A 23,818-nucleotide genomic window follows, 5' to 3' on the forward strand; every position below is an offset into this window, starting at 1 on the left:
CCAATACATGGCTGACTCCGTCTTCTTAGATGACGAAAAGTTTAACCATCTGGCAATGCTACAAAAATTGATAAATAGCTAACTGTGGAGTGCGCTGAACGCAATCCACAGTCAGTTCGAGGCTGCAAGAGAGACGCGATCAGGCCACGGCGTTATCGCAGAATGTCTTGAGGGTGCGGCGCAACCAGCGGTGGGCATGGTCGTTGTCCAGCCGCGGGTGCCAGGCCTGAACGATATCAACCGGTTGCAGGGGGATCGGCAACTCAAACGGGCGCAGTTTCAAACCCAGTGGGGCCAGGGTTTTGAGCAAGACCTGGGGCATCAGCGGCAAGATCAAATCAGCGCCGGCCAGGGCAAAAATCGCCGAGTAAAAAGTGGGCGTGGTAAAGGACACCCGGCGCTGCAGCCCCTGCTCGGCCAGCACCGTATCAATCGGCCCGCGGGCCCGGCCCCGGCGCGACACGCTGATGTGGTCATAGGCGATAAAGCGTTGCGCGGTGATGGGCTGATCGAAGATCGGATGATCTTCGCGAGCCAGCCCCACGAAGGGGCAGGTAAACAGCCGCTGAACCTTGATATCTGAGCTGAATTTGTTGGTGGCACAGATTGCCAGGTCGATGCGCCCTTCGCTCAAGGCTTCATCATCGGTGAAGCCTTCAGGTACGACCCGCAGCGAAGCCTTGGGCATGTCCAGCGCCATTTGCTGGCGCAACGCGCCACCGTATACACCGAAAAACACGTCATTGGCGCGAATGCTGAAGGTGCGCTCCAGCAGGCGCAGATCACTGTCCTGGCTCTGGGTGAAGACACCGTGGGCCAACTCCACTACGCCCCGCACCTGCTCACGCAACTCCAGCGCCCGGGGGGTGGGCACCAGCCCGCGTCCCGAGCGCACCAGAATCGGGTCGTTCAAGGCATCGCGTATGCGGGTCAAGGTGCGGCTCATGGCCGGAGCACTCAGGTTCATGCGCCGGGCAGCCCCCACTACCGAGCCCTCTTCGAGCAAGACGTTCAGGGCAACCAGCAGATTCAAGTCAGGTATTTGCATGGGGCCAAAGGGTAGCGTTTAACGCGCAGCATCACCAGACGGGCAGTTGAGCATTGTTGCATAGCAGGTAAAACTGTATCGCGCTTTGTTAGGTAGCTAACTAAGTTAGGGGTTGATACATTGTTTCCCGTCAGGCCGAGGCCTGACGCTCTCTTTGGTTGAGATTTTTGGCCATTACCGGATCCCCATGATGGTAATGGCCTTTTTTATTGCCTGAACCACGCCACAACTCTTCCCCGAATACTGTCCCTCTGCTTCACCCCGCCACAGCACCCTCCCACTGTCGGTGGTGGCCCGCCTGTTCCTGAACTACGCTCCGTGCGCATTCCATAACAGGGTTTGGGGGCTTTATGCAGCTAGGCAATAAAATTTCGAATCTGGAACGGCTGCTCTGTAAATACAGCCGCTGGATTCATGCTGCGCGAATCAGTCTCGCCTTTCTGACGACCTTCGTGGCCATTCGATATTTCAAGCTCGACGGCGCGTCTTACGCCCTGATCACCATGCTGATCGTGATGGGCCCGCAGCCTTATTGGGGCAATGTGTCTTCGCGTGCCGTACAGCGCACCTTCGGTACCGTCATTGGCGCGCTGTCCGGGCTGGCGGGGCTGTACATGGAGATCTACTCGTTTCCGGCAATGCTCGCGTGGAGCGCGGTCACGATGTTTATCGCCGGTTACCTGACCCTCGGTAAACACCCGTATATGGCCCTGTTGATCGGCGCAACCCTGGCGGTGGTCAGTTGCGCACCGCCCAACGACATGGAATCGGCAATCACCCGCAGCCTTTATGTACTGGCAGGTTCGGTACTGGCCATGCTCTTCACCAGTATTTATCCGCAACGGGCGTATACCGACATGCGAATCAAATTCAGCGAAAGTCTGGGCAAACTCAGTGAGTTGTATGAAGCGTACTTTTCCCCGCGGGTGCTGGAACGGCCCAGTCTGGAGGACAAGTTGAAAGACGAGCTGGACACGGTGGTCAAGCTGCGCAATTACGTCTCGGCGGCCAGTAATGAAAGCAATCTGAAACCCGAAGTTTTCAACTCCCTGCAGACCCTGCATCGCAATCTGTTCACCACCATGAGCCTGATGATTGATGCCTACTGGGCCTCCCATGAAAGCCATAAGCTAATTGAAAGCGAGCCCGCCTTGCGCGACCTTAATCGCTTGATCCCGCAAGCGCTCGAGTCACTGCAGAACAAGCTGTGCAACGGTATTTCGGACAACCAGATCAGTGGTGAACTACGCCAGAAAGCCAACGATTTGAAAGAACTTGTACTCAAGAGCATTGATGGCAAAGTCAACGAAACCCAGTTTTATGCCTTTGTCTGGCTCAGCCTGCAAATGCTCCGGCAACTGACCGACCTCAATGACGAGTTGCATGCCGCGCTTTACCAGAAAGGCCATCGGCATCTGTTCTTAAAGGACCCAAGCGCGGAGCATAAATAGCGCGATGCCGGCCCTTGGGTGCCAGGGGCTTTGCGCGCTGTTGAAAGGCTGCAGTCAGTCCGTGCCGGAAAAATACACTTGATACGCAGTGGTTCACTGGCACAGCACACATTTAAATGACATATCGCAATAAAGATTAAGAAATCCTCACTTGAAACAGTGGGATTACTAACATTTTGCAGGACTTTCAAGCCGTAATAACAACTACAACTTATTGTTTTTTAAAGACATTTAAATAAAAACAGCAACTTCATAGAAGTGTTTCCCCTCTTTCGTCCCCTCCTCCTTCAACTGGCCGGCCGCAGATTATGGTCTAGGCTCTGTTCGCGCCCGTCTAACAAGGACTTGAACGGTTGAGCCCCATGAAACGAAATCCCGAACTCAACACCTCAACCACCAGCTTTACCCCTCTTCGCAGCGTTCAACGTGCGGAGCGTTTTTGCCTGCACATCCGTCTGACCGGCACTCATGAACTTTAATTTTTTACCGCATTGTAGATAGGAGGGCTTATGCAGCTCACCCCGAGAGAAATCGACAAACTGATGATTTACACCTTGTCGGACGTGGCATTGCGACGAAAGGCTCGTGGCTTGAAGTTGAATTTTCCGGAAGCGGTTTCGATTATCACCGTGACCGCACTGGAAGGCGCGCGGGACGGAAAGTCGGTTGAAGATGTAATGAATGAAGCCAGCAAGGTGTTGACCAAAGACGATGTCATGGATGGCGTCAGTGACCTTATTCCCAACGTTCAGGTTGAAGCGATTTTCACCGATGGCAGCCGCCTGGTCACGGTCCACGACCCGATCAAGTAAAGGCATGCGCTATATCCGGCTAACGCAAGACAGACCCGTTTTGAGGAATCAGTCATGAGCAACAAAAAAACCGCCACTCCCGCCAGCTCTGCAAGTGTGCACCAGGATACCCACCCGGATCACAAGATCCCCCATGCGAAAAACCCTGGCGGCGTTCAAAAGGGTAATGAGCAGGATGTCCCGCTGGGTGGTTGCATCTACGCCAGCAGCCCGATTGTGTTCAACGAAGACCGCCCGGTAACCAAGGTCAAGGTGCGTAACACCGGTGACCGTCCGATTCAGATCGGCTCGCACTTTCACTTTTTCGAAGTTAACCGCGCTCTTGAATTCGATCGCGCCGAGGCCTTCGGCAAACGGTTGAATATTTCCTCGACTACCGCCATTCGCTTCGAGCCGGGCGACGAAATTGAAGTGTCGCTGGTCCCTTTCGGTGGCAAGCAAACCCTGTACGGCTTCAACAACCTGGTGGATGGCTGGGCGCCGGACAAACTGACCAGCAACCATGAACGCCCGGAAAAACTGCAAGCGATCCAGCGCGCGCGCGATCACGGCTTCAAGTTTTCCAAGCCCGCCAAGTAATCCACGCATTCCCATACTTTGCACTCGCGCCGTTGCGTTATTGACGCCCGTGCGGCATTAGAAAGGAGCCACCGATGCCTACCATTTCACGCAAAGAATACGCCGGCCTGTTCGGCCCGACCACGGGCGACAAGATCCGCCTGGGTGATACCAACCTGTTTGTCGAAATTGAAAAGGATTTACGCGGATACGGCGACGAGTCCGTATACGGCGGCGGCAAGTCCCTGCGTGACGGCATGGGCGCCGACAACACCCTGACCCGCGACAACGGCGTGCTGGACCTGGTCATCACCAACGTCACCATCATTGACCCGATTCAGGGCGTAATCAAAGCCGACGTCGGTATCCGCGACGGTAAAATTGCCGGTATCGGCAAAAGCGGTAACCCGGGCACCATGAATGGTGTAACACCGGGCCTGGTGGTGGGTGTGAGCACCGACGCCATCTCCGGCGAACACCTGATTCTGACCGCTGCCGGGATCGACACCCACGTTCACCTGATCTCGCCACAACAGGCCTATCACGCACTGTCCAACGGTGTAACCACCTTCTTTGGCGGTGGTATCGGCCCAACCGACGGCACCAATGGCACCACCGTGACTCCGGGCCCCTGGAACATCCGCCAGATGCTGCGCTCGCTCGAAGGCTTGCCGATCAACGTCGGCATGCTCGGCAAGGGCAACTCCTATGGTCGCGACCCGCTGGTTGAACAAGTCATCGCCGGTGTAGCCGGGTTCAAGGTTCACGAGGACTGGGGCGCAACTTCAAACGCCCTGCGTCACGCGCTGCGCACTGCCGATGAACTGGACGTCCAGGTCTCGGTGCACACCGACAGCCTCAACGAATGCGGTTACGTCGAAGACACCATCGATGCCTTCGAAGGTCGCACCTTCACACCTTCCACACCGAAGGCGCGGGTGGTGGTCACGCCCCGGACATCATCAAGGTGGCCAGCCAGACCAACGTACTGCCAAGCTCCACCAACCCGACCCTGCCCTATGGCATCAACAGCCAGGCCGAGTTGTTCGACATGATCATGGTCTGTCACAACCTCAACCCGAACGTGCCGGCCGACGTATCGTTTGCCGAAAGCCGGGTTCGTCCGGAAACCATCGCAGCCGAAAACGTGTTGCAGGACATGGGCGTGATTTCGATGTTTTCCAGCGACTCCCAGGCCATGGGCCGGGTCGGTGAAAACTGGTTGCGGGTCATGCAGACCGCCCACGCAATGAAAGCCTCGCGCGGCAAGCTGCCGGAAGACAGCGCCGACAACGACAACTTCCGCGTCCTGCGGTACGTGGCCAAAATCACCATCAACCCCGCCCTCGCCCAAGGCATCAGCCACGTGCTGGGCTCGGTCGAAGTCGGCAAGATGGCCGACCTGGTGCTGTGGGACCCGCGTTTCTTCGGGGCTAAACCGAAGATGGTGATCAAGGGCGGAATGATTAACTGGGCCGCCATGGGCGATCCAAACGCCTCCCTGCCAACCCCGCAGCCTGTGTACTACCGCCCGATGTTCGGCGCGCAGGGCAAAACCCTGCAGGACACCTGCGTGACCTTTGTGTCCCAGGCAGCGCTGGATGACGGGGTCAAGGAAAAAGCCGGGCTGGACCGTCAGGTCATGGCTGTGCGCGGATGCCGTACCGTCTCCAAAAAGGACCTGGTGCGCAACGACCAGACACCGCATATCGAAGTCGATCCGGAAACCTTCGCCGTGAAGGTCGATGGCGTGCACGCCACGTGCAAACCGATCGACACAGCCGCGATGAACCAGCGTTATTTCTTTGGCTAAGACTGTGGGAGCGGGCAAGCCCGCTCCCACAGGGGTGGTCTGTAGCAATCAAGGAAGGAGTTTGCAACGTGATTTTGATTGAACACATTCTGGGCAATGCCAAGAAAGACCCGGTATGGAAACAGAAACTCGAAGGCGCCAACGTCGACCTGCTGGTACTGGACCAACGCGAAGCGCAAAAAAGCCGCTGCCGGCGCACCAGTGTCGGCGGTCTCGACCTGGGTATCTCACTGGAACGCAACGTGGTGCTGTCCGACGGCGATGTACTGATGTGGGATGAAGCATCGCGCACGGGCGTTGTGGTGCAGTTGAACCTGCGTGACGTCATGGTGATTGATCTCAAGGAGCTGAAAAAACAGCCCCTGGACGTGCTGATCAAAACCAGTTTCGAACTGGGCCATGCCCTGGGTAACCAGCACTGGAAAGCCGTGACCAAGAACAACGAGGTGTACATCCCGCTCACTGTCGAAACCAAAATGATGGACTCGGTCATGCGCACCCACGGCTTTCAACATTTGCCATACGCCTTTATCGGCGGCGCAGAAATCCTGCCCAACCTCACCACTTCCGAAGCACGCCTGCTGTTTGGCGGTGCCGAAGAAACCGACACCCACGTTCACGTCGCCAGCCCGCAAGACAAGCTCGATGCTGCAGCCCTCAAGATCCAGGGCCTGCACAGCCATGGCGACGGCATCAGCCACAGTCATGGGCATGACCACGGCCACACGCACCACGATCACGACCATAAGCATTGAATCCGGCAAGAAGGCGCCTAGATGAACGCATCTGATCTAATTCGCATCATGCAGTTTGGCGATTCGGTATTGCCAGTCGGTGCCTTTTCGTTCTCGAACGGCGTTGAATCCGCCATTCAGAAAGGCATCGTCCACGATGTCGCGACCCTCAAAGGCTTTGTCCTCACAGCACTCAAACAAGCGGCCAGTTGTGATGGCATGGGTGTAGTCGCCGCACACCGCGCGGCCATCAATGATGATCGCGACGGTATTTTACGCGCCGACTGGGCGGTGAATAACCGCAAGCTCAACGAAGAAAGCCGGTTGATGGCCACGCGCATGGGTAAAAAGCTGGCAGAAATGTCGATCCATGTCGTCGAAAAACCCCTGGTGCGCTGGTGGCTGGAACAGATCAAGGCCGGCAACGCCGCAGGCACCTACCCCGTCACCCAGGCCGTGGTGATGTCGACCCAGGGCATTGGCGCCCGCGAGGTGGTGGTGATGCACCAGTACGGTGTGGCCATGACCATTCTCAGTGCCGCGATGCGCTTGATGCGGGTCACGCACCTGGACACCCAGCACATCCTGTTCGAACTCAACCATGACATTGAAGCGTTCTGCGACATCGCCGAAATCGGCGATATCGAGCAGATGTCGTCCTATGTGCCGATTGTCGACGTGCTCGCTGCCGTCCACGTCAAAGCCCACGTACGGCTATTTATGAACTGACTCTGCAAGCGAATCCGGATCCATAGCGCTGACCTGTGTCGACGCTCAATCAGCTTCAATTTTTGTTAAGGAACGTATCGTGAAAAAGATTACTCGCATTGGTATTGGCGGCCCGGTCGGCTCAGGTAAAACCGCGATCATCGAAGTGATCACTCCGATCCTGATCAACCGTGGCTACAAGCCGTTAATCATCACCAACGACATCGTGACCACCGAAGACGCCAAACAGGTCAAGCGCACGCTTAAAGGCATCCTCGACGAAGACAAGATTCTGGGCGTCGAAACCGGTGCCTGCCCGCACACCGCGGTGCGTGAAGATCCGAGCATGAACATTGCAGCAGTCGAGGAAATGGAAGAGAAGTTTCCGGACAGCGACCTGATCATGATCGAGAGCGGCGGCGACAACCTGACCCTGACCTTCAGCCCGGCTCTGGCCGACTTCTACATCTACGTAATTGACGTGGCGGAAGGTGAAAAAATCCCGCGCAAGAACGGCCCGGGGCTGGTGCAGGCAGACATTCTGATCATCAACAAAATTGACCTCGCCCCTTACGTCGGCGCGAGCCTGGATGTGATGGAAAGCGACACCAAAGTGGTGCGTGGCAACCGCCCTTATATCCTCACGAACTGCAAGACCGGCCAGGGCATTGAAGAGCTGGTGGACATGATCGAGCACATGTTCCTGTTCGCCCAAAAACCGGCGGCCAAGAGTGAGGTCACTGCATGACAGCCCAGAGCCAGATCGTGAACAACCCTTCACGGCTTCGCGCTCACTCATTAGGTGATGGTGCGCCGGAGCTTGCGCAGTATCAGGACGAGCCGGCGCAGATGAGCAGCGGTTCCGTCGGCAAGAGTGGTTACTTGCGCCTTGGCTTTGAAAAACGCGGCAATCGCAGCGTATTGGCAGACATGGAGCGACGCGTACCGTCGCTGGTGCAACGGGCTTTGTATTGGGACGAAATCATGCCCGAACTGCCCTGCGTCACCATGATTTCGACTTCGGGCTGCATACTGCAGGGCGACCGCCTGGCCACGGATGTCAATGTCGGGGTGGGTGCCTGCGGGCACGTCACCACCCAGTCGGCGACCAAAGTGCACTCGATGAACGCCAACTACGCTTCGCAAATCCAGAATTTCAGGGTTGAAGAAGATGGCTACCTGGAGTTCATGCCCGACCCGCTGATCCCCCATCGCAATGCACGGTTCATCACCGAAACCAGAATCAGTATCCACCCCACGGCCACGGCGATTTACTGCGAAATCCTGATGTCGGGGCGCAAGTATCACCATGTCGACGAGCGCTTCGGTTTTGACGTGTATTCCTCGCGGGTCATGGCCGAAAACCTTGAGGGCAAGGAGCTGTTTGTCGAGAAGTACATTCTGGAACCGAAAAAGGAAAGCCTGGATGCCATCGGTGTCATGCAAACCTTCGACGTGTTCGGCAACGTCGTGTTGCTCACGCCCAAGGAGCATCACGACCGGATTGTCGAGCGCGTCCCGGCGATCTTCGATATGGAGGCAGGCATTGCCAGCGGTGTCACCCGTTTGCCAAACAACTGCGGGCTGATTTTCAAGGTGCTGGGCAATGACAGTGGTGAAGTCAAAGCGCAAGTGCGCGAGTTCTGGAAAGTCGCCCGCGAAGAAATTCTGGGCCTGACGCTGCAACCACAGTTTTTGTGGCGATAAAAATCACCAAGTGGATCCGTGAGGGAGCGGGTTGCCGGCGATAAAGGCAACCTGGTTTGACTGACACTGAGCAGTGATGCTTTCGCAGGCAAGCCAGCCCTCTTTTTATGGATCAGGCCAAGTGCACAATCGGGAGAGTCAATATGGATGCTGCATCAGCCCCTGGTTCCAAGTGGTCGCAACTGACCCAAGGCAACGTCTTCCTTGAGTTTGTGGACGTTACCTTGCGCGGTTGTGCCCAGGTCATGTTCCAGAGCAACCCGCTGACCGGGTTGCTGTTTTTTGCCGCGATTTTTGTCGGTGCTTATGGCGAAGGCAACCCCGCGGTGGCCTACGGTGCGGTACTGGGCACGGCTGTTGCCACCTTTACCGGCTTGAACCTCAAAGACCGCACATCCTGGAAAGCCGGTTTGTACGGCTATAACGGCTGCCTGGTCGGTGCGGCCCTGCCAACCTTCCTGGATGTCACGCCGATCCTCTGGCTGTGCATCATCCTGGGCAGCGTGGTCTCGGTGATCGTCACCATTTGTATCGCCGACATTCTCAAAACATGGAAAGTCGCGGCCCTCACCGCCCCCTTCGTGCTGGTGACCTGGACCATGTTACTGGCCAGTTATGCCTTTGGCGGCCTGACCAGCAGCGCCCTGCCGGTACCTAACCTGCCCCACGACCTGATCGCGGTGAACAGCAGCCTGTTCGATGGCATCGATTTTCTCAATGGCTCGTTCTACGGCATCTCCGAGGTGTTCCTGTTCAGCAGTGTGATCGGCGGCGTGCTGCTGCTGGCGGGGCTGGCGGTGTCCTCGTTATGGGCCGCAGTGTTTGCGTTCCTGGGTTCGGTGCTGGCAATCATTGTCGCCTCGGTGCTGCAGGCGGAACACAGCAGCATCAATAACGGGATGTATGCATTCAGCGCCGTGCTGACCGCCATCGCGTTGGGTTCGACCTTCAACCAGCCGAGCTGGCGCGTACTGATCTACACCCTGATAGGGGTAATTTTCACTGTATTTGTACAGGGCGCATTGAATACCCTGCTGACCCCCATCGGCATACCGACGCTGACCATGCCGTTTGTGCTTGCATCATGGTTATTCCTGGTCCCGAACAAGGATGTGATGCCGACTCACCGTCAATAAATCCTGACTCTTACAGGGAAGCCCCCCATGACAGCTATCGCCCGGTTATCGCCCGCCTTCGAGTCGTCCAGCACGACGCGGCGCGCTATCTATTTGTTGATCGGCCTGGTCGCTGCCAACCTCCTCGCCTGGGCCTGGGCTTTTATCGAGTTCGGCGCCAACCCGGTATTGATGGGTACCGCGTTGCTGGCCTACAGCTTTGGCCTGCGTCATGCCGTCGATGCCGACCATATCGCCGCCATCGACAACGTCACCCGCAAGCTGATGCAACAAGGCAAAAAACCGATTGCCGTGGGCACCTGGTTCTCGCTGGGACACTCCACCATTGTGGTGCTGGCATCATTTGCCATCGCCGCCACGGCGATGGCATTCAAGGACGACATGGCCTGGTTCCATGAAACCGGGGGCCTGATTGGCACCCTGGTTTCATCCGCATTCCTGCTGCTGTTTGGCGTGCTTAACCTGGTGATCCTGATCTCGGTGTACAAGAAGTTCAAACAGGTCAAGGCGGGCCAGCAACTGGCCCCCGAAGAGCTCGACTTGCTGGTCGCCAACAAGGGGGGGTTGATGGCGCGGATCTTTGGCCGCCTGTTCAATCTGGTCGACAAAAGCTGGCATATGTACCCGGTAGGTTTTTTGTTTGGCCTGGGCTTCGACACCGCCACCGAAATCGGCTTGCTGGGCATCAGCGCCACCAGTGCCTCACACGGCATCAGCCTGTGGTCGATCATGGTGTTCCCGGTGCTGTTTGCAGTGGGCATGGCCCTGATCGACTCACTGGACAACTTTGTGATGATCGGCGCCTACGGCTGGGCGTTCTCCAAGCCGGTACGCAAGCTTTACTACAACATCACCATCACCGCCGCTTCGGTGGTTGTCGCCCTGTTCATCGGCGGTATCGAAGCGCTGGGCCTGATCGCCGACAAGCTTGAATTGACCGGCGGGATCTGGACCCCGATCAATGCCATCAACGAAAACTTCGGTGAAATCGGCTACTGGATCATCGGCATGTTTGTCCTGTGCTGGCTGATCTCGGGCCTCAACTACTATCTGCGCGGCTATGACCAACTGGGAGCCAACACCTGATGACACTTGTCGCTGTGCAGGCCTGCTGCGGGCAGCCTGCGGAACCTGACCTACACTTCATCCACCTTTCAACAGAAGCGTCGTAGGTACTATGACTTTATTACAGGACGTAAAAAATCGGGCCTCATTTGCTTACGGGGTCGCCTTGCTGGTGGCCATCAATGGCTTTCTTTTATTCTTGCCGGTGTTGCAGCGCGGGGTCGCTCACTCCAATGCTGCCGGCGGCACATTTGACACCTGGAAGGAGGCATTAAGCTTTTTAGCCTTGCTGGAAATACCCGGCTTCGTGGTGGGGTTTGTTCTGGTGCTGATGTCATTGGGGTTGTTGATCAAGTCCCGTATCAGCTGGTTCTTCGCCCTGTTGCTGCTGATAGCCACCGTTTGCGTGGATTTGTTCATTCTGAAAAAACCCAGCGCCACCACCTTCCTCTCGATCTTCAGCATTGCGGTACTGGCCTTTTATTGGCGCCGGTTTGACCATTACAGCCTTGCCACCGGCAGCTTCTTTGCGGTGGTCAGCATCGCCTCGCTGATCGTCTATAGCACTCTGGGCACGCTCTACATTGGCGAAGAGTTCGCACCGCCGGTCACAGACCTGCCGTCAGCGTTTTACTTCGCCATTGTGGTGATGTCGACCGTAGGCTTTGGCGACATCGTTCCGCACACCACCGATGCGCGTTTTTTCACCCTGACGGTGATCATCCTGGGCATCACCATCTTCGCGATCTCGGTGGCGTCCATTGCCGGCCCGCTGATCAGCAATAACATTCAACGAATCGTTAAAGGCAGGATTACCCATATGGCCCGTAAAAATCACTACATCCTTGTCGGCGTCGGTTCGCTGGCGCAAAACGTTTACAAGGGCCTGACCGATCGTGGCGAACACGTCACCGTGGTGTGTGCCACCGGCAGCCAGCACGACTTGCCGGAAAAGGCCGACATCATTGAAGGTGATCCTTCGTCGGTAGCGACCCTCAAACTGGCCGGGGCTGCCGACGCCAAGTACATCGTGACCCTGTGCGACAACGACGCCGAAAACGTCTTCACCATTCTGGCCGCCAAGGAAATAGCCGGTGACGACACCCAGATCATCGCGCTGGTCAACGAAACGCGGAACATGCCCAAGGTCAAACGCGTTAACCCGACCATGGTGCTGTCGTTGCCACTGCTGGGCAGCGAGTTGCTGGTACGCACCCTTGAGGGTGATGAAATCAACAACAGCCTGATCACCGAAATGTTCTTCGGCAAGCGTACTTCCCTGGCCTGACCGTAACCACAGGAGCGAGCTTGCTCGCGAGCTTTTTCAAGATCAAAAGATCGCGAGCAAGCTCGATCCTACAGGTTCAGGGCTTTAATCCGTCGCAGGCACTGGTTTGACCTTGCCTCCGGCGAACAGACCCAGCTCAACCGCCGCAAAACCGATCACCAGACTGGTCACCAGGTAGCAGATGGAGACCAGCACCCCGCCCGGATCCTTCATCATCTCCACCGCGCCGAACACGAAACTGGAAAAGGTTGAAAGCCCGCCCATGATCCCGGTGCCGATCATCACGTGTACGTATTGATTGATCCGGTTGCTCTTGAACAGCGAAGTGGCGACGCCCAACAAAAATGCAGCGACGATATTGGCGACAAAAATATCCATGGGAAACCCATCGGCCAGACGCGGTATCGACAACATGACGAATTCGCGGCACATGGCACCGAAGGCGCCACCGACGAAAATCAGGATGATCAGATTAAGCATGTTCGCTACTCCTTGTCAGCGGGCCAGCCAGGCGCCGAATGCGGCAGCGGCCAGACCGACCAGTACCGAGATGATCAGGTAACCGGCGGCCAGCGCGCGGTCCTTGGCGTTTGCCAGTTTGGAGGCGTCCAGTTGCATGCTGCTGAACGTGGTATAGCCACCCAGAATACCGGTGAGAACGGCGGCATTCATGACATCGCCATAGCGGTCGCGCCAGTCCACGGAAAACAGAATGCTCAAATAGCCGATAACGAAAGCGCCGCTGACGTTGATCAAAAACGTGCCTAACGGAAACTTGCCTTTATACAACTGCCCGACCCGTAGCCCTATCCACCAGCGCAGCAGCGAGCCCAGCCCGCCTCCCAGTCCCACCCAAAAAACGTCCAGCGCAGTCATGAATATCCCTCTCGTGTCTGTTGGTCAGTGCAGGCAACTCTAGTTCATAAAGCAGCCCACGAAGGCTGCGACCGTACGCACCGTTTTCGGTCTGCCGTCGGGCGTGCCCGCGATGCAGGTAGCGTTGAAAAGGAGTACCCTGCCGTCCGGCTTTAATTCCCGCCCATGGAACCCCTATGTTTCCCAACGCTGAACGCTACAACCACTCCACCGAATATGCGAACAAACTGGTGGACCGCATCGGCCAGACACCGGCCTGGATCGCCCAGCGCATCGGCGTGACGGAAAAACGCATGCGCTACATCCTCGCTGGCTCGCGCACCATCAAGGGCGATACCACCGAAATCATCATGAGTTATGCCGAACAGTTTTGTCTGGAGTGCCTGGCCGCCGAAGCCAAGGCCGCCAAAGACCGCGCCAAATCCAAGGCTACCCCGGCCAGCGACGCTTAAAACAGCCCCAGCTGACCGCCTACCAGGGCGCTGAAGTCATCGTCGACAAACGCCAGAATCGCATCCGCAACCGGTTGCAGCTGGCGTGTCAGGTAGTGATCGTAATCAAGCTGCGCCGTACGGTTCTCCAGCGGCTGTGGCCCGGCCACGGTGATCACGTAACTGATGGTGCCGCCGTTCTGGTACTGGCGGGGGCGCCCCTGCCGGTCGTTGTACTCATCCGCCAGCCGTGCGGCCCGCACGTGGGGCGGTACGTTGCGCTCGTAGTCGCTCAGTTGCCGGCGCAAGCGCTTGCGGTAGATCAGCAGCTCGTCATGCTCCCCGGCCAGGGTACTGCGCACAAAGTCACGCACGTAATCTTGATAGGGCTGGCGATTAAAGATGCGCAAGTACAGCGCCTGCTGAAACTGCTGGGCCAGCGGCGACCAGTCACTGCGCACGGTTTCGAGCCCTTTGTAGACCATCTCCCGACGCCCGTCGTCGTGTGCAACCAGCCCCGCATAGCGCTTTTTACTGCCCTCTTCTGCCCCGCGAATGGTCGGCATCAGAAAGCGGCTGTAGTGGGTTTCGAACTGTAACTCCAGGGCACTGGTCAGGCCGTACTCGTCACGCACATGGGCCTGCCACCACTGGTTGACGTGCTGCACCAGCTCGTGGCCGATACGGGCAGCATCGGCCTCGCTGTGTTCACTGCGCAGCCAGACGAAGGTGGAGTCGGTATCGCCATAAATCACGCTGTAGCCCTTTGCCTCGATCAGGGCCCGGGTCTTGAGCATGATTTCGTGCCCGCGCAAGGTGATCGACGAGGCCAGCCGGGTATCGAAGAAACGGCAGCCGCTGGAGCCCAGCACCCCATAAAACGCATTCATGATGATTTTCAGCGCCTGGGACAACGGGGCGTTTTTCTCGCGTTTGGCCACTTCGCGCCCATTGGCCACCCGCTCGATGATGGCCGGCAAACAGTGCCGGGTTCGCGAAAAGCGTGCTCCGCGAAAACCCGGGACCGAGGCCTCGTCACCCGGTTCACGCAACCCCTCCACCAGCCCTAGCGGGTCAATCAGGAAGGTGCGGATAATCGACGGGTAAAGGCTTTTGTAATCCAGCACCAGCACCGACTCATACAACCCCGGCCGGGACTCCATCACAAAGCCGCCGGGGCTGGCCTGGGGCGGATTGTCACCGAGGTTGGGGGCAACGAATCCCTGACGGTGCATCAACGGCATGTACAGATGATAAAACGCCGCCACCGAGCCGCCGCTGCGGTCCGCTTCAAGCCCCGTCACCGAGGCCCGTTCCAGCAAGAAAGTCAGCAGCTGGGTCTTCTCGAAAATCCGCGTCACCAGCTCGCAGTCCTTGAGGTTGTAGCGCGCCAGTGCGGGCTTGTCCTCGACGAACATGCGGTTGATTTCGTCCATGCGCTGGTACGGCGTGCTGATGTCCTTGCCTTCACCGAGCAGGGTCTGGGCGACGTTTTCCAGGCTGAAAGAGGGAAATGACCAGGTCGCCGAACGCAACGACTCGATGCCATCAATAATCAGCCGCCCGGCAGCACTGGCGAAGAAGTGGTTTTTGCGGCTGCCGTGCTCACGCCACTGCATCTCGCTGCCCCCGCGCCCCAGCAGCAAAGGAATACCCAGACGCCGGGCATGCTCGTGGAGCACCCGCATGTCGAACTGGACGACGTTCCAGCCAATGATCGCGTCAGGGTCGTGCAGGGCCATCCACTGGTTCAAACGCTGCAGCAACTCACCGCGGGTGGCACAAAACTCAAGATCGAAATCCACCGCCGTATCGGCCTCGGTGGCCTTGCCCAGCATATACACCTGACGCTGGCCGCAGCCCTGCAGCGCAATCGAGTACAGATCGCCGTGGGCGCTGGTTTCAATATCCAGCGACACCAGCTGCAAACGCGGCCGGTAGTCGGGATGTGGCTTCATCCGGGTGTTGCGCAACGGGCCATCAGCCTCAGCGGTGCCGCCGAAGCTCACCGGCGCGGTAATAAAACGCTCCATCAAAAAGCGCTCGGGCGGCCGGATATCAGCCTCGAACACATCGACCCCGGCACGGCGCAGACGCTGAGCAATATCGATCAGCTGGGCATGCTGGCGACAGTAAATACCGAGCACCGGGCGCGACTGAAAATCCTGTAGCGCCAGCTCACGAAACTCAATACCGCGCTCATCCTGCAACAACGCCTGCGCCTGATCGCGCAGGGCAGCCGGGATAAACATGACTGAAGTCTGATAAGGCAGGCGCACGTGCTGCGGCCCGTCATCGGTGGCCAGCCAGAATTCGACCTCAATGCCCGACGGCGTATCGTGCCAATGCCGGGTCAGGACAAAGCCCTGTCTCAAGTCCACCGTTGCAACCGGGTTACAGACACGTCGCCAGCATCGCCATACGGCGCATGGCTGCACTGTCGTCGGGCTGTTTGGCGTAATAACTGACCGCCGTGCCCGTGCCCTGCGGCACCAGGTCGGCAAAGGAGCCGGCGTCACGGGTGTAAACCGTCAGCTCACCGGACTTGCCGGTGTTGATATAGGCACTGGCATCCACCCCGAACACCCCTTCGTCCTGCCACGAGAACTTGATGCATTCAGCCACCAGCGGAGTTGGTTTGGCCGAGGCCAGTACCCGGGTCGGGGCTTTGCTGCGGGCATCGTTCATGGCAGGTGATACACAGCCGGCCAGCATGGCCACGCTCAGAGCGCCGATCAGTATTCGCATTGGATGTCCCCTCAAAAAGTTCAGCACGATAACACGCCGCCGGTGCGCCCTAGAGAGCAAAAAACTAACCCTGTAGTCGCTGTCGAGGCACGAGGCGGCGATCGGGCAACGCCCGTAAAACCAGCACCCTCATTGCATCTGACACACCCGGCTGCCTGACTTTGCGACTACAGCGCCAACCTGAACCCTTTGGAAACCTTGTAGTCGCTGTCGAGGCACGAGGCGGCGATCGGGCAACGCCCGCAAAACCTGAACCCTCATTGCTTCTGACACACCCGATTGCCTGACTTTACGACTGCTGCGCAGTCGATCGCAGCCTCGTGCCTCGTCAGCGACTACAGCGCCAACCTGAACCCTGTGTAAACCCTGTAGTCGCTGTCGAGGCACGAGGCGGCGATCGGGCAACGCCCGCAAAACCAGCACCCTCATTGCATCTGACACACCCGGCTGCCTGACTTTGCGACTGCTGCGCAGTCGAACACAGCCTCGGCCCTCGTCAGCGACTACAGGGTTTGATCACAGCGCCATTCGCTCCAGGCTGTTGCTCAGGTGCAGCAGCATGGCTGCGCGGGCAGCATCGGGGTCCTGGCGGCGGATGGCACGCAAGATCGCTTCATGCTCAAGCACGGCCATTTGCCCCAGCTGCATTAAATCGGCATCCCCGCGTTCGTCGGCGTTGATCCGGGTTCGCGGTATGGCCGTTCGGCCAAGCTGGCAGATGATGTCGGTGAAATAGGTATTGCCCGTGGCCTGGGCAATCAGCTTGTGAAAGCGCAGGTCGTGCTCGACGCTGCCATCGTTGTTGGCCAGTGCGTTCTGATAGTCATCCAGCGCCTGACGCATCTGCAGCAATTGTTCTTCAGTGCGGCGCCCGGCAGCCAGGGCGGCGGCCTGTGTCTCAAGGCCCATGCGCAATTCCAGAATGCCCCGCACGCTGGCAGCGGTGGCACTTGAAAGGTGAATGCCCTGACGCTCGTCGCGCTCAAGCACAAAGGTGCCTATCCCGTGCCGGGTTTCAACAAACCCGGATGCCTGCAATCTGGAAATCGCTTCGCGCACCACCGTGCGGCTCACGCCCTGCTCGCGCACGATGACCGACTCGGAGGGCAACTTCTCCCCCGGCGCCAATTGACCCAACAAAATCTGCCGGGTCAGCTCGGCCACGATGTCGTGGGCCAGCCCCGGGGTGCGCTTGCGTATCGGCTGATCGTGCATGGGTAATCCCTTCCTCTGAGGCGACGTAATACTAGCACCTGCTTCAATCGGGAGACGCCTCAACTCGTATGACAACTCCATTAAAACCCCGCCAGTTCTTAAAAAGAACAACCCTGCTTTCAATGCACAAGGGCAATCCCCTTAATAAAGCCGGGGCTAACTCCCTGTAATTACACTTAAAAGCATTACAGAAAGAGCATTTATAACTTATTGGTTAGTTTTCGGGCATTGCGGGGCGAAAAATCAACTCGTATGATGTCCGTCAACCGAAAGCGTGATCACCGGCTCGAACCACCCGCATAAAAATAATCAGTGGGGTCAGATTTGTGAACACTTCCAGCAACGTGTCTGCTGCGCCCGCCAACGATCCTGTTCTGGCGCGCGCGATACAAAAAGTGAAGAGGCATGTGCTGCCGCTCTTCGTCATCATGTTCATCGTTAACTACATAGACCGCGTCAACATAGGCTTCGTCCGCTCACATATGGAGCACGACCTGGGCATTGGCGCTGCCGCCTATGGCTTCGGTGCCGGACTGTTTTTCATTGGCTATGCCTTGTTTGAAGTGCCATCCAACATGCTGCTGCAAAAAGTCGGCGCCCGCATCTGGCTGACCCGCATCATGTTTACCTGGGGCATCACCGCCACCCTGATGGCCTTTATCCAGAACGAAACCCACTTCTATATCCTGCGTTTTTTGCTCGGCGTCGCCGAAGCCGGCTTCTTCCCCGGCGTTATCTACTATTTCACCCGCTGGTTGCCTGGCGCCGAGCGCGGCAAAGCGATTGCAATCTTCCTCAGCGGATCGGCACTGGCCTCCCTGATCTCCGGCCCGCTCAGCGGCCTGCTCCTGCAAATTACCGGCATGGGCCTGCATGGCTGGCAATGGATGTACATCATTGAAGGCATGGCCTCGGTGCTGCTGTGCTTCTTTGTGTGGTTCTGGCTGGATTCCAAACCCCATGACGCCAAATGGCTCAGCCGCCAGGAACAAGATGCCCTGGTCAACGAAATTGACCGCGAACAACGCGAGCGCGATGCCGTCAACACCGTCAAGCCAACCCTGGGCAAACTGCTCAAGGACCGCCAGATCATGTTGTTCTGCGCCATCTACTTCTGCATCCAACTGACCATTTACGCGGCCACGTTCTGGCTGCCGAGCATCATCAAAAAAATGGGCGACCTGAGCGACATTCAGGTGGGCTTCTTCAACTCCATTCCGTGGCTGATTTCGATCATTGCGATGTATGCCTTCGCCTCTCTGGCCAGCCGCTTCAAGCACCAGCAGGCCTGGATTGCAGCCGCCTTGCTGATTGCCGCACTGGGGATGTTCCTGTCCACCACCGGCGGTCCGATCTTCGCGTTCATTGCCATCTGCTTTGCGGCCATCGGTTTCAAATCGGCGTCGGCACTGTTCTGGCCCATCCCCCAGGGTTATCTGGATGCGCGCATCGCAGCCGCCGTGATCGCACTGATCAACTCCATCGGCAATCTCGGCGGCTTCGTTGCGCCCACCACCTTCGGCTTTCTGGAACAAACCACAGGTTCGATTCAGGGCGGGCTCTATGGCCTGGCCGGTACTTCGATCATTGCGGCCATCATCGTGTTCTTTGCCAAGACCAAACCCAAGCCCACGGCTGTGATTCCTGCAGCTCTGCAACCCGCGTAGGCCCCTGACTCTTTTTAAGGAACACGACATGAACAGCGAACACCAGCACCACGCGGCAAAAGCTCCGGTGGTCACCAGCCTGCAAGTGATTCCGGTGGCCGGGCATGACAGCATGCTGCTCAACCTCAGCGGCGCCCACGGCCCTTTCTTCACCCGCAACATCGTGATTCTCAAGGACAGCAGCGGCCATATCGGGGTCGGCGAAGTGCCGGGCGGAGAACGCATCCGCGAAACCCTGGAAGATGCGCGCAGCCTGGTGGTGGGCCAACCCATCGGCAACTACCAGAGCATTCTCAACGCCATGCGCAGCACTTTTGCCGCCCGCGACTCGGCTGGCCGGGGCCTGCAAACCTTTGATCTGCGCATCACCATCCATGCGGTAACGGCAATGGAAGCCGCGCTGCTCGACCTGCTGGGTCAGTTTCTTGAAGTCCCGGTCGCGGCCCTGCTCGGCGAAGGCCAGCAGCGTGACGCGGTCAAGATGCTCGGCTACCTGTTTTACATTGGTGACCGCCAGCAGACCGACCTGGCCTATCGCAGCGAAGCAGACGCAGATGACTGGTTGCGCCTGCGCCATGAACCGGCAATGACCCCGCAGGCCATCGTCCGTCTGGCAGAAGCGGCACAGGCCAAATACGGCTTTAACGATTTCAAGCTCAAGGGCGGGGTATTGCGCGGTGCTGAAGAAATCGAAGCCGTCACCGCGCTGGCCGAACGCTTCCCCAATGCACGGATTACCCTTGATCCCAATGGCGCCTGGTCACTCAAAGAAGCCATCGGCCTGTGCCGCGATCAACACCATGTACTGGCCTATGCCGAAGACCCGTGCGGTGCCGAAAACGGCTACTCCGGACGCGAGGTAATGGCCGAGTTCAGACGCGCCACCGGCCTGCCTACGGCCACCAACATGATCGCAACCGACTGGCGCGAAATGGGCCATGCGATCCAGTCCCAGGCCGTCGATATCCCGCTGGCCGACCCGCACTTCTGGACCATGCAGGGTTCGGTGCGGGTCGCCCAGATGTGCCACGAGTGGGGCCTGACCTGGGGCTCGCACTCCAACAATCACTTTGATATTTCCCTGGCCATGTTCACCCAGGTGGCGGCCGCCGCACCGGGCGAAATCACTGCCATCGATACCCACTGGATCTGGCAGGACGGTCAGCGCCTGACCCGCGAACCGCTGAAAATTGTCGAGGGCCACATCAAGGTTCCGGCCAGACCCGGCCTGGGCGTGGACATCGACATGGACGCCGTGGCCAAAGCCCACGAACTGTATAAAGGCATGGGCCTGGGTGCACGGGACGACAGCGTCGCCATGCAGTACATTGTTCCGGGCTGGAAATACGACAACAAAAAACCCTGTCTTGTGCGCTGAGTTCCATAGCGCGTCTAAAGCCTATCTAGCGAGGATTGAACCGATGTCTACCGTAACAGGCCAAAACTTTATCGGCGGCAGCCGCAGCGCTGCCGGCACAGTCACCCTTGAAAGCCTTGATGCCAGCACCGGCGTTGCCCTGCCTTTTCGCTTTCATCAGGCCACACCCGAGGAAGTAGACCGCGCCGCCAACGCCGCCGATCAGGCCTTTGTCGAATTCCGCCAGCTGAGCCCTGAACGCCGCGCCGAATTTCTCGATGCCATTGCTGACGAAATCGACCAGCTGGGCGACGACTTTGTGGCGTTGGTCTGCCGTGAAACCGCACTGCCCGCCGGACGTATCCAGGGCGAACGCGGCCGTACCAGCGGCCAGATGCGCCTGTTCGCCAAAGTCCTGCGTCGCGGTGACTTCCTGGGGGCCCGTATCGACCTGGCCATGCCGGACCGCAAACCGCTGCCACGGGTGGATTTGCGTCAGTACCGCATCGGCGTAGGCCCGGTTGCCGTGTTCGGCGCCAGCAACTTCCCGCTGGCCTTTTCCACTGCCGGTGGCGACACTGCCGCCGCTTTCGCTGCTGGCTGCCCGGTGGTCTTCAAGGCCCACAGTGGCCACATGGCAACGGCTGACCAGGTGGGTTGCGCGATCATTCGCGCCGCAGAAAAAACCGGCATGCCCAAGGGCGTGTTCAACATGATCTTCGGCGCCGGTGTCGGTGAGCCGCTGATCAAACACCCGGCCATTCAGGCCGTGGGCTTTACCGGCTCACTGCATGGCGGCAACGCGCTGAGCAAAATGGCCGCCGAACGTGAGCAACCGATCCCGGTGTTTGCCGAGATGTCGAGCATCAACCCGGTGATCCTGCTGCCTCTAGCGCTGGCCGCACGCGGTGACAAAGTGGCAGGCGAGCTGGCCGCATCGGTGACCGTGGGCGGTGGCCAGTTCTGCACCAACCCCGGCCTGGTGATCGGTCTGCGCTCCCCCGAGCTTTCGGCTTTTATCGAACAGCTCACGCAACAGATGACCGAGCAAGCGCCGCACACCCTGCTCAACGCGGGCGGGTTGCGCAACTACACCAAGGGCGTCGAGCACCTGCTGGGCCATAAAGGCATCACTCACCTGGCCGGCCACACCCAGTCCGGCGCTCAGGCCCAGCCGCAATTGTTCAAGGCCGATGTCAGCCTGCTGCTGAACAAGGATCCTTTGCTGCAAGAAGAAGTGTTCGGCCCGGCAACGATCATCATCGAAGTGGAAAATGACGCCCAGCTCAAGGACGCCCTGCTGGCCCTGCGCGGACAACTGACCGCCACCCTGATTGGCGAACCGGACGACCTTGAGCACTACCAGTGGCTGGTGCCGATTCTTGAGCAAAAAGTGGGTCGTATTCTGGTCAATGGCTACCCGACCGGCGTCGAAGTGTGCGATGCCATGGTTCACGGCGGGCCTTACCCGGCCACTTCGGATGCACGCGGCACCTCGGTTGGCTCACTGGCCATCGACCGGTTCTTGCGCCCGGTGTGCTACCAGAACTATCCCGATGCATTGCTGCCGGCAGCGTTGCAAAATCGCAACCCGCTGGGCCTGCAACGCCTGGTTAATGGCGAGTGGAGCTCCAAAGCGATTGCTTAAGAGTTGATGACTGAATAACGGCGCCTGCAACGGGCGCCGTTTTTGTTTCTGCGCCCGCAGAAATTGGATCCGATATCAAATTTCAGGCAAAAAAAAGCCCAAGTAGCTGATGGAAACTTGGGGCTTAAAAATGCATAAACCGTGGTAGGTGAACGCAGGGCGATCTTACCCCAGTGTTACAACCAGTAACAAGATATTTTGCAGACTTTTTTTCAAACCAGTACTGACCTAAGTCATTAAATAGTCACAAGTTTTCGAAACAGGACTGATTCTGGATGGCCATCATTCAGGTTTTTTTCGTTTTATTTCAAGGATCTAACTTGCCAATACCGGGTTTATGAGCTTGTTGGCAATATGCCACTACCCTCCCCCTGTAAAAAACTGTCGGCTGATCCATCACCATCGCTGGCAAGCCAGCTCCCACAAGAGATGCATGCAATCCTGGAAACCGCATTCATCCTGTAGGAGCGAGCCTGCTCCTACAGGATGGGGAGAAACCTATTAATCAACCCGGGAAATTGGCTCGCAGCGCAGTGAGGCCGACCTGGTAGACGCCTTTGAACAGTTCCTGCGCCTCGACTTCACTGACACCGACCGGCGTGAAGAGCCCCGACCAGCGCACTCGCGAGCCTTCCCCCAGCGCCTCAACGCTCAAGGTCGCCAGATAGTCCTTCACCGGGAACGGTGACTGAGCGAGGGAATAGCTATAGGTTTTAGCCGCGTTATCGAAGGCTTCCAGGCGCTCGACGATCACCGTGCCATCGTCTGTGCGCAGGGTGCGCAAGCGCCCGCCTTCGCTGAGTTCGCTTCGGGTAACCATCGGCAACCAGTCAGGCAGACTGTTGAAGCCGCCGATCAATTGCCAGACCTGGTCGGCCGAAGCCGGGATATCGATAACCGCTGATGCCGTTGCCATGTGATGTGTCTCTCCGGATAACTGAAACAGATGTGAGCCCGACCATACCACCGTCACCGCGCAGGACCACGGTGGCAGTGGCAGCATTGAACCGGATAGTGACCGATCCGCGGTCGAAACCCGAATAAGACTTTAGCCGCCTGCACTCGCGACGATAAAGCAACCCGGGCAAAGTCGAGAGACCCGCCCCACCCGGATTATTCGAATACCGGACGCAAGAAGGTGCGCTCGTAACTGACGATGCAGCGATTGTCTTCGGCCAGTTTGAAAGCCGCGATGCACTCGGCGTCGGTTTTCGAGCGTTCGCGGTAGTCCTCATAAGCGGCCAGGGACGGGAACGAAAACATGGCCAGGGCAATATTGTTGGCGCCTTCCGAGGGCAGGAAATAGCCGTGGTGGATGCCACCGAATTTCTCTACCAGCGGTATCCACAACCGCCCGTACGCTTCAAATTCGGCCAGTTTGTAAGGGTCAATCACATAGCGCAGGTGGCAGGTAATCATGTCATCAGTCCATGGCGTAAAAGGAGGCCGAGACTAATCCGCAGCCTCCTGAAGGGTCAATACACCATCACTGCAACCCCTGCCCCCCTGTAGGAGCGAGCTTGCTCGCGAGCTTCTCAAGATGGCTGCCTTCACTC

The 23,818-nt window shown here is 58.1% G+C and carries 21 protein-coding genes and 2 pseudogenes; 15 read left to right on the forward strand and 8 right to left on the reverse strand.

The features are described from left to right. Positions 1-139: 139 nt before the first annotated feature. Entirely contained in the window at positions 140-1,048 is a 909-nt protein-coding gene (locus ACP7BO_RS22345; protein ID WP_426212803.1) for a LysR family transcriptional regulator, read from the reverse strand. Positions 1,049-1,398: 350 nt separating this feature from the next. On the opposite strand from ACP7BO_RS22345, the gene ACP7BO_RS22350 reads away from it, so the two are divergent. The 11 genes and pseudogenes from ACP7BO_RS22350 to kch all read left to right on the forward strand — a co-directional run bounded on the left by ACP7BO_RS22350 (position 1,399) and on the right by kch (position 12,320). Then, positions 1,399-2,499 (forward strand): FUSC family protein, encoded by a 1,101-nt coding sequence (locus ACP7BO_RS22350; protein ID WP_397457104.1) that lies wholly within the window; start codon positions 1,399-1,401, stop codon positions 2,497-2,499. 509 nt (positions 2,500-3,008) lie between these two features. After that, the gene (locus ACP7BO_RS22355; protein ID WP_397457105.1) at positions 3,009-3,311 is read left to right on the forward strand and encodes an urease subunit gamma; all 303 of its coding nucleotides are present in this window, start codon (positions 3,009-3,011) and stop codon (positions 3,309-3,311) included. A gap of 54 nt (positions 3,312-3,365) precedes the next feature. Continuing rightward, positions 3,366-3,785 (forward strand): annotated as a pseudogene (gene ureB, locus ACP7BO_RS22360) (urease subunit beta); the annotation flags it as partial. 179 nt (positions 3,786-3,964) lie between these two features. Next, a pseudogene (locus ACP7BO_RS22365) lies at positions 3,965-5,682 on the forward strand (urease subunit alpha). A 68-nt stretch (positions 5,683-5,750) separates the two neighbouring features. After that, complete coding sequence (ureE, locus tag ACP7BO_RS22370; RefSeq protein ID WP_426212804.1) at positions 5,751-6,437, forward strand: urease accessory protein UreE; 687 nt, start codon at positions 5,751-5,753, stop codon at positions 6,435-6,437. A gap of 21 nt (positions 6,438-6,458) precedes the next feature. Then, a complete protein-coding gene (locus tag ACP7BO_RS22375; RefSeq protein ID WP_060693162.1) occupies positions 6,459-7,145 on the forward strand; it encodes an urease accessory protein UreF in 687 nt (228 codons plus the stop codon). Positions 7,146-7,224: 79 nt separating this feature from the next. Then, positions 7,225-7,872: an urease accessory protein UreG gene (ureG, locus tag ACP7BO_RS22380; protein WP_003444969.1), complete on the forward strand. Its 648-nt coding sequence runs from the start codon at positions 7,225-7,227 to the stop codon at positions 7,870-7,872. After that, complete coding sequence (locus ACP7BO_RS22385) at positions 7,869-8,831, forward strand: urease accessory protein UreD (protein ID WP_397457109.1); 963 nt, start codon at positions 7,869-7,871, stop codon at positions 8,829-8,831. The genes ureG and ACP7BO_RS22385 overlap by 4 nt, the downstream gene beginning before the upstream one ends. 143 nt (positions 8,832-8,974) lie before the next feature. Further along, positions 8,975-9,967 carry an urea transporter gene (gene yut, locus ACP7BO_RS22390; protein WP_426212805.1) on the forward strand — a complete coding sequence of 331 codons (993 nt, stop codon included), beginning with the start codon at positions 8,975-8,977 and terminating at the stop codon, positions 9,965-9,967. Positions 9,968-9,994: 27 nt separating this feature from the next. Continuing rightward, entirely contained in the window at positions 9,995-11,053 is a 1,059-nt protein-coding gene (locus ACP7BO_RS22395; RefSeq protein WP_073509174.1) for a HoxN/HupN/NixA family nickel/cobalt transporter, read from the forward strand. Positions 11,054-11,144: 91 nt separating this feature from the next. Then, positions 11,145-12,320, forward strand: a complete 1,176-nt coding sequence (gene kch / locus ACP7BO_RS22400; protein WP_397457111.1) for a voltage-gated potassium channel protein — start codon at positions 11,145-11,147, stop codon at positions 12,318-12,320. 84 nt (positions 12,321-12,404) lie between these two features. Here kch and crcB (ACP7BO_RS22405) read toward each other — a convergent pair whose 3' ends face one another. Together crcB (ACP7BO_RS22405) and crcB (ACP7BO_RS22410) are read right to left on the reverse strand one after the other, a co-directional pair. Continuing rightward, the gene (gene crcB / locus ACP7BO_RS22405) at positions 12,405-12,800 is read right to left on the reverse strand and encodes a fluoride efflux transporter CrcB (protein WP_060693170.1); all 396 of its coding nucleotides are present in this window, start codon (positions 12,798-12,800) and stop codon (positions 12,405-12,407) included. Between the two features lie 15 nt (positions 12,801-12,815). After that, the gene (gene crcB, locus ACP7BO_RS22410) at positions 12,816-13,196 is read right to left on the reverse strand and encodes a fluoride efflux transporter CrcB (protein ID WP_060693172.1); all 381 of its coding nucleotides are present in this window, start codon (positions 13,194-13,196) and stop codon (positions 12,816-12,818) included. 176 nt (positions 13,197-13,372) lie between these two features. Between crcB (ACP7BO_RS22410) and ACP7BO_RS22415 the strand changes: the two genes are divergently transcribed. Next, positions 13,373-13,648 (forward strand): hypothetical protein, encoded by a 276-nt coding sequence (locus ACP7BO_RS22415; RefSeq protein WP_003444976.1) that lies wholly within the window; start codon positions 13,373-13,375, stop codon positions 13,646-13,648. Here ACP7BO_RS22415 and ACP7BO_RS22420 read toward each other — a convergent pair. The 3 genes from ACP7BO_RS22420 to ACP7BO_RS22430 all read right to left on the reverse strand — a co-directional run bounded on the left by ACP7BO_RS22420 (position 13,645) and on the right by ACP7BO_RS22430 (position 17,590). Then, the gene (locus tag ACP7BO_RS22420; protein WP_426212806.1) at positions 13,645-16,008 is read right to left on the reverse strand and encodes a DNA polymerase II; all 2,364 of its coding nucleotides are present in this window, start codon (positions 16,006-16,008) and stop codon (positions 13,645-13,647) included. The two genes, ACP7BO_RS22415 and ACP7BO_RS22420, sit on opposite strands and share 4 nt — an antisense overlap. 13 nt (positions 16,009-16,021) lie before the next feature. Then, positions 16,022-16,375 (reverse strand): hypothetical protein, encoded by a 354-nt coding sequence (locus ACP7BO_RS22425; protein WP_060693177.1) that lies wholly within the window; start codon positions 16,373-16,375, stop codon positions 16,022-16,024. 516 nt (positions 16,376-16,891) lie between these two features. Next, a complete protein-coding gene (locus tag ACP7BO_RS22430) occupies positions 16,892-17,590 on the reverse strand; it encodes a FadR/GntR family transcriptional regulator (RefSeq protein WP_060693206.1) in 699 nt (232 codons plus the stop codon). A gap of 326 nt (positions 17,591-17,916) precedes the next feature. Here ACP7BO_RS22430 and ACP7BO_RS22435 point away from each other — a divergent pair, with 326 nt between their 5' ends. The 3 genes from ACP7BO_RS22435 to ACP7BO_RS22445 are packed head-to-tail and all read left to right on the forward strand — an operon-like array spanning position 17,917 to position 22,262. Beyond that, positions 17,917-19,257 carry an MFS transporter gene (locus ACP7BO_RS22435; RefSeq protein ID WP_426212807.1) on the forward strand — a complete coding sequence of 447 codons (1,341 nt, stop codon included), beginning with the start codon at positions 17,917-17,919 and terminating at the stop codon, positions 19,255-19,257. A gap of 28 nt (positions 19,258-19,285) precedes the next feature. After that, complete coding sequence (gene gudD / locus ACP7BO_RS22440; RefSeq protein ID WP_426212808.1) at positions 19,286-20,635, forward strand: glucarate dehydratase; 1,350 nt, start codon at positions 19,286-19,288, stop codon at positions 20,633-20,635. A gap of 43 nt (positions 20,636-20,678) precedes the next feature. Further along, positions 20,679-22,262 (forward strand): aldehyde dehydrogenase (NADP(+)), encoded by a 1,584-nt coding sequence (locus tag ACP7BO_RS22445; protein ID WP_426212809.1) that lies wholly within the window; start codon positions 20,679-20,681, stop codon positions 22,260-22,262. A 505-nt stretch (positions 22,263-22,767) separates the two neighbouring features. Here the strand turns inward: ACP7BO_RS22445 and ACP7BO_RS22450 are convergent. Both ACP7BO_RS22450 and ACP7BO_RS22455 read right to left on the reverse strand, forming a co-directional pair. Then, positions 22,768-23,178, reverse strand: coding sequence for an SRPBCC family protein (locus ACP7BO_RS22450; RefSeq protein ID WP_426212810.1), 411 nt, complete (start codon positions 23,176-23,178; stop codon positions 22,768-22,770). 197 nt (positions 23,179-23,375) lie between these two features. Next, positions 23,376-23,681, reverse strand: a complete 306-nt coding sequence (locus ACP7BO_RS22455) for an NIPSNAP family protein (RefSeq protein ID WP_397457118.1) — start codon at positions 23,679-23,681, stop codon at positions 23,376-23,378. Positions 23,682-23,818: the final 137 nt, after the last annotated feature.

Origin of the sequence: Pseudomonas sp. TWR2-1-1, from assembly GCF_049897045.1 — a bacterium.
GTDB classification, from domain to species: Bacteria; Pseudomonadota; Gammaproteobacteria; order Pseudomonadales; family Pseudomonadaceae; genus Aquipseudomonas; species Aquipseudomonas versuta.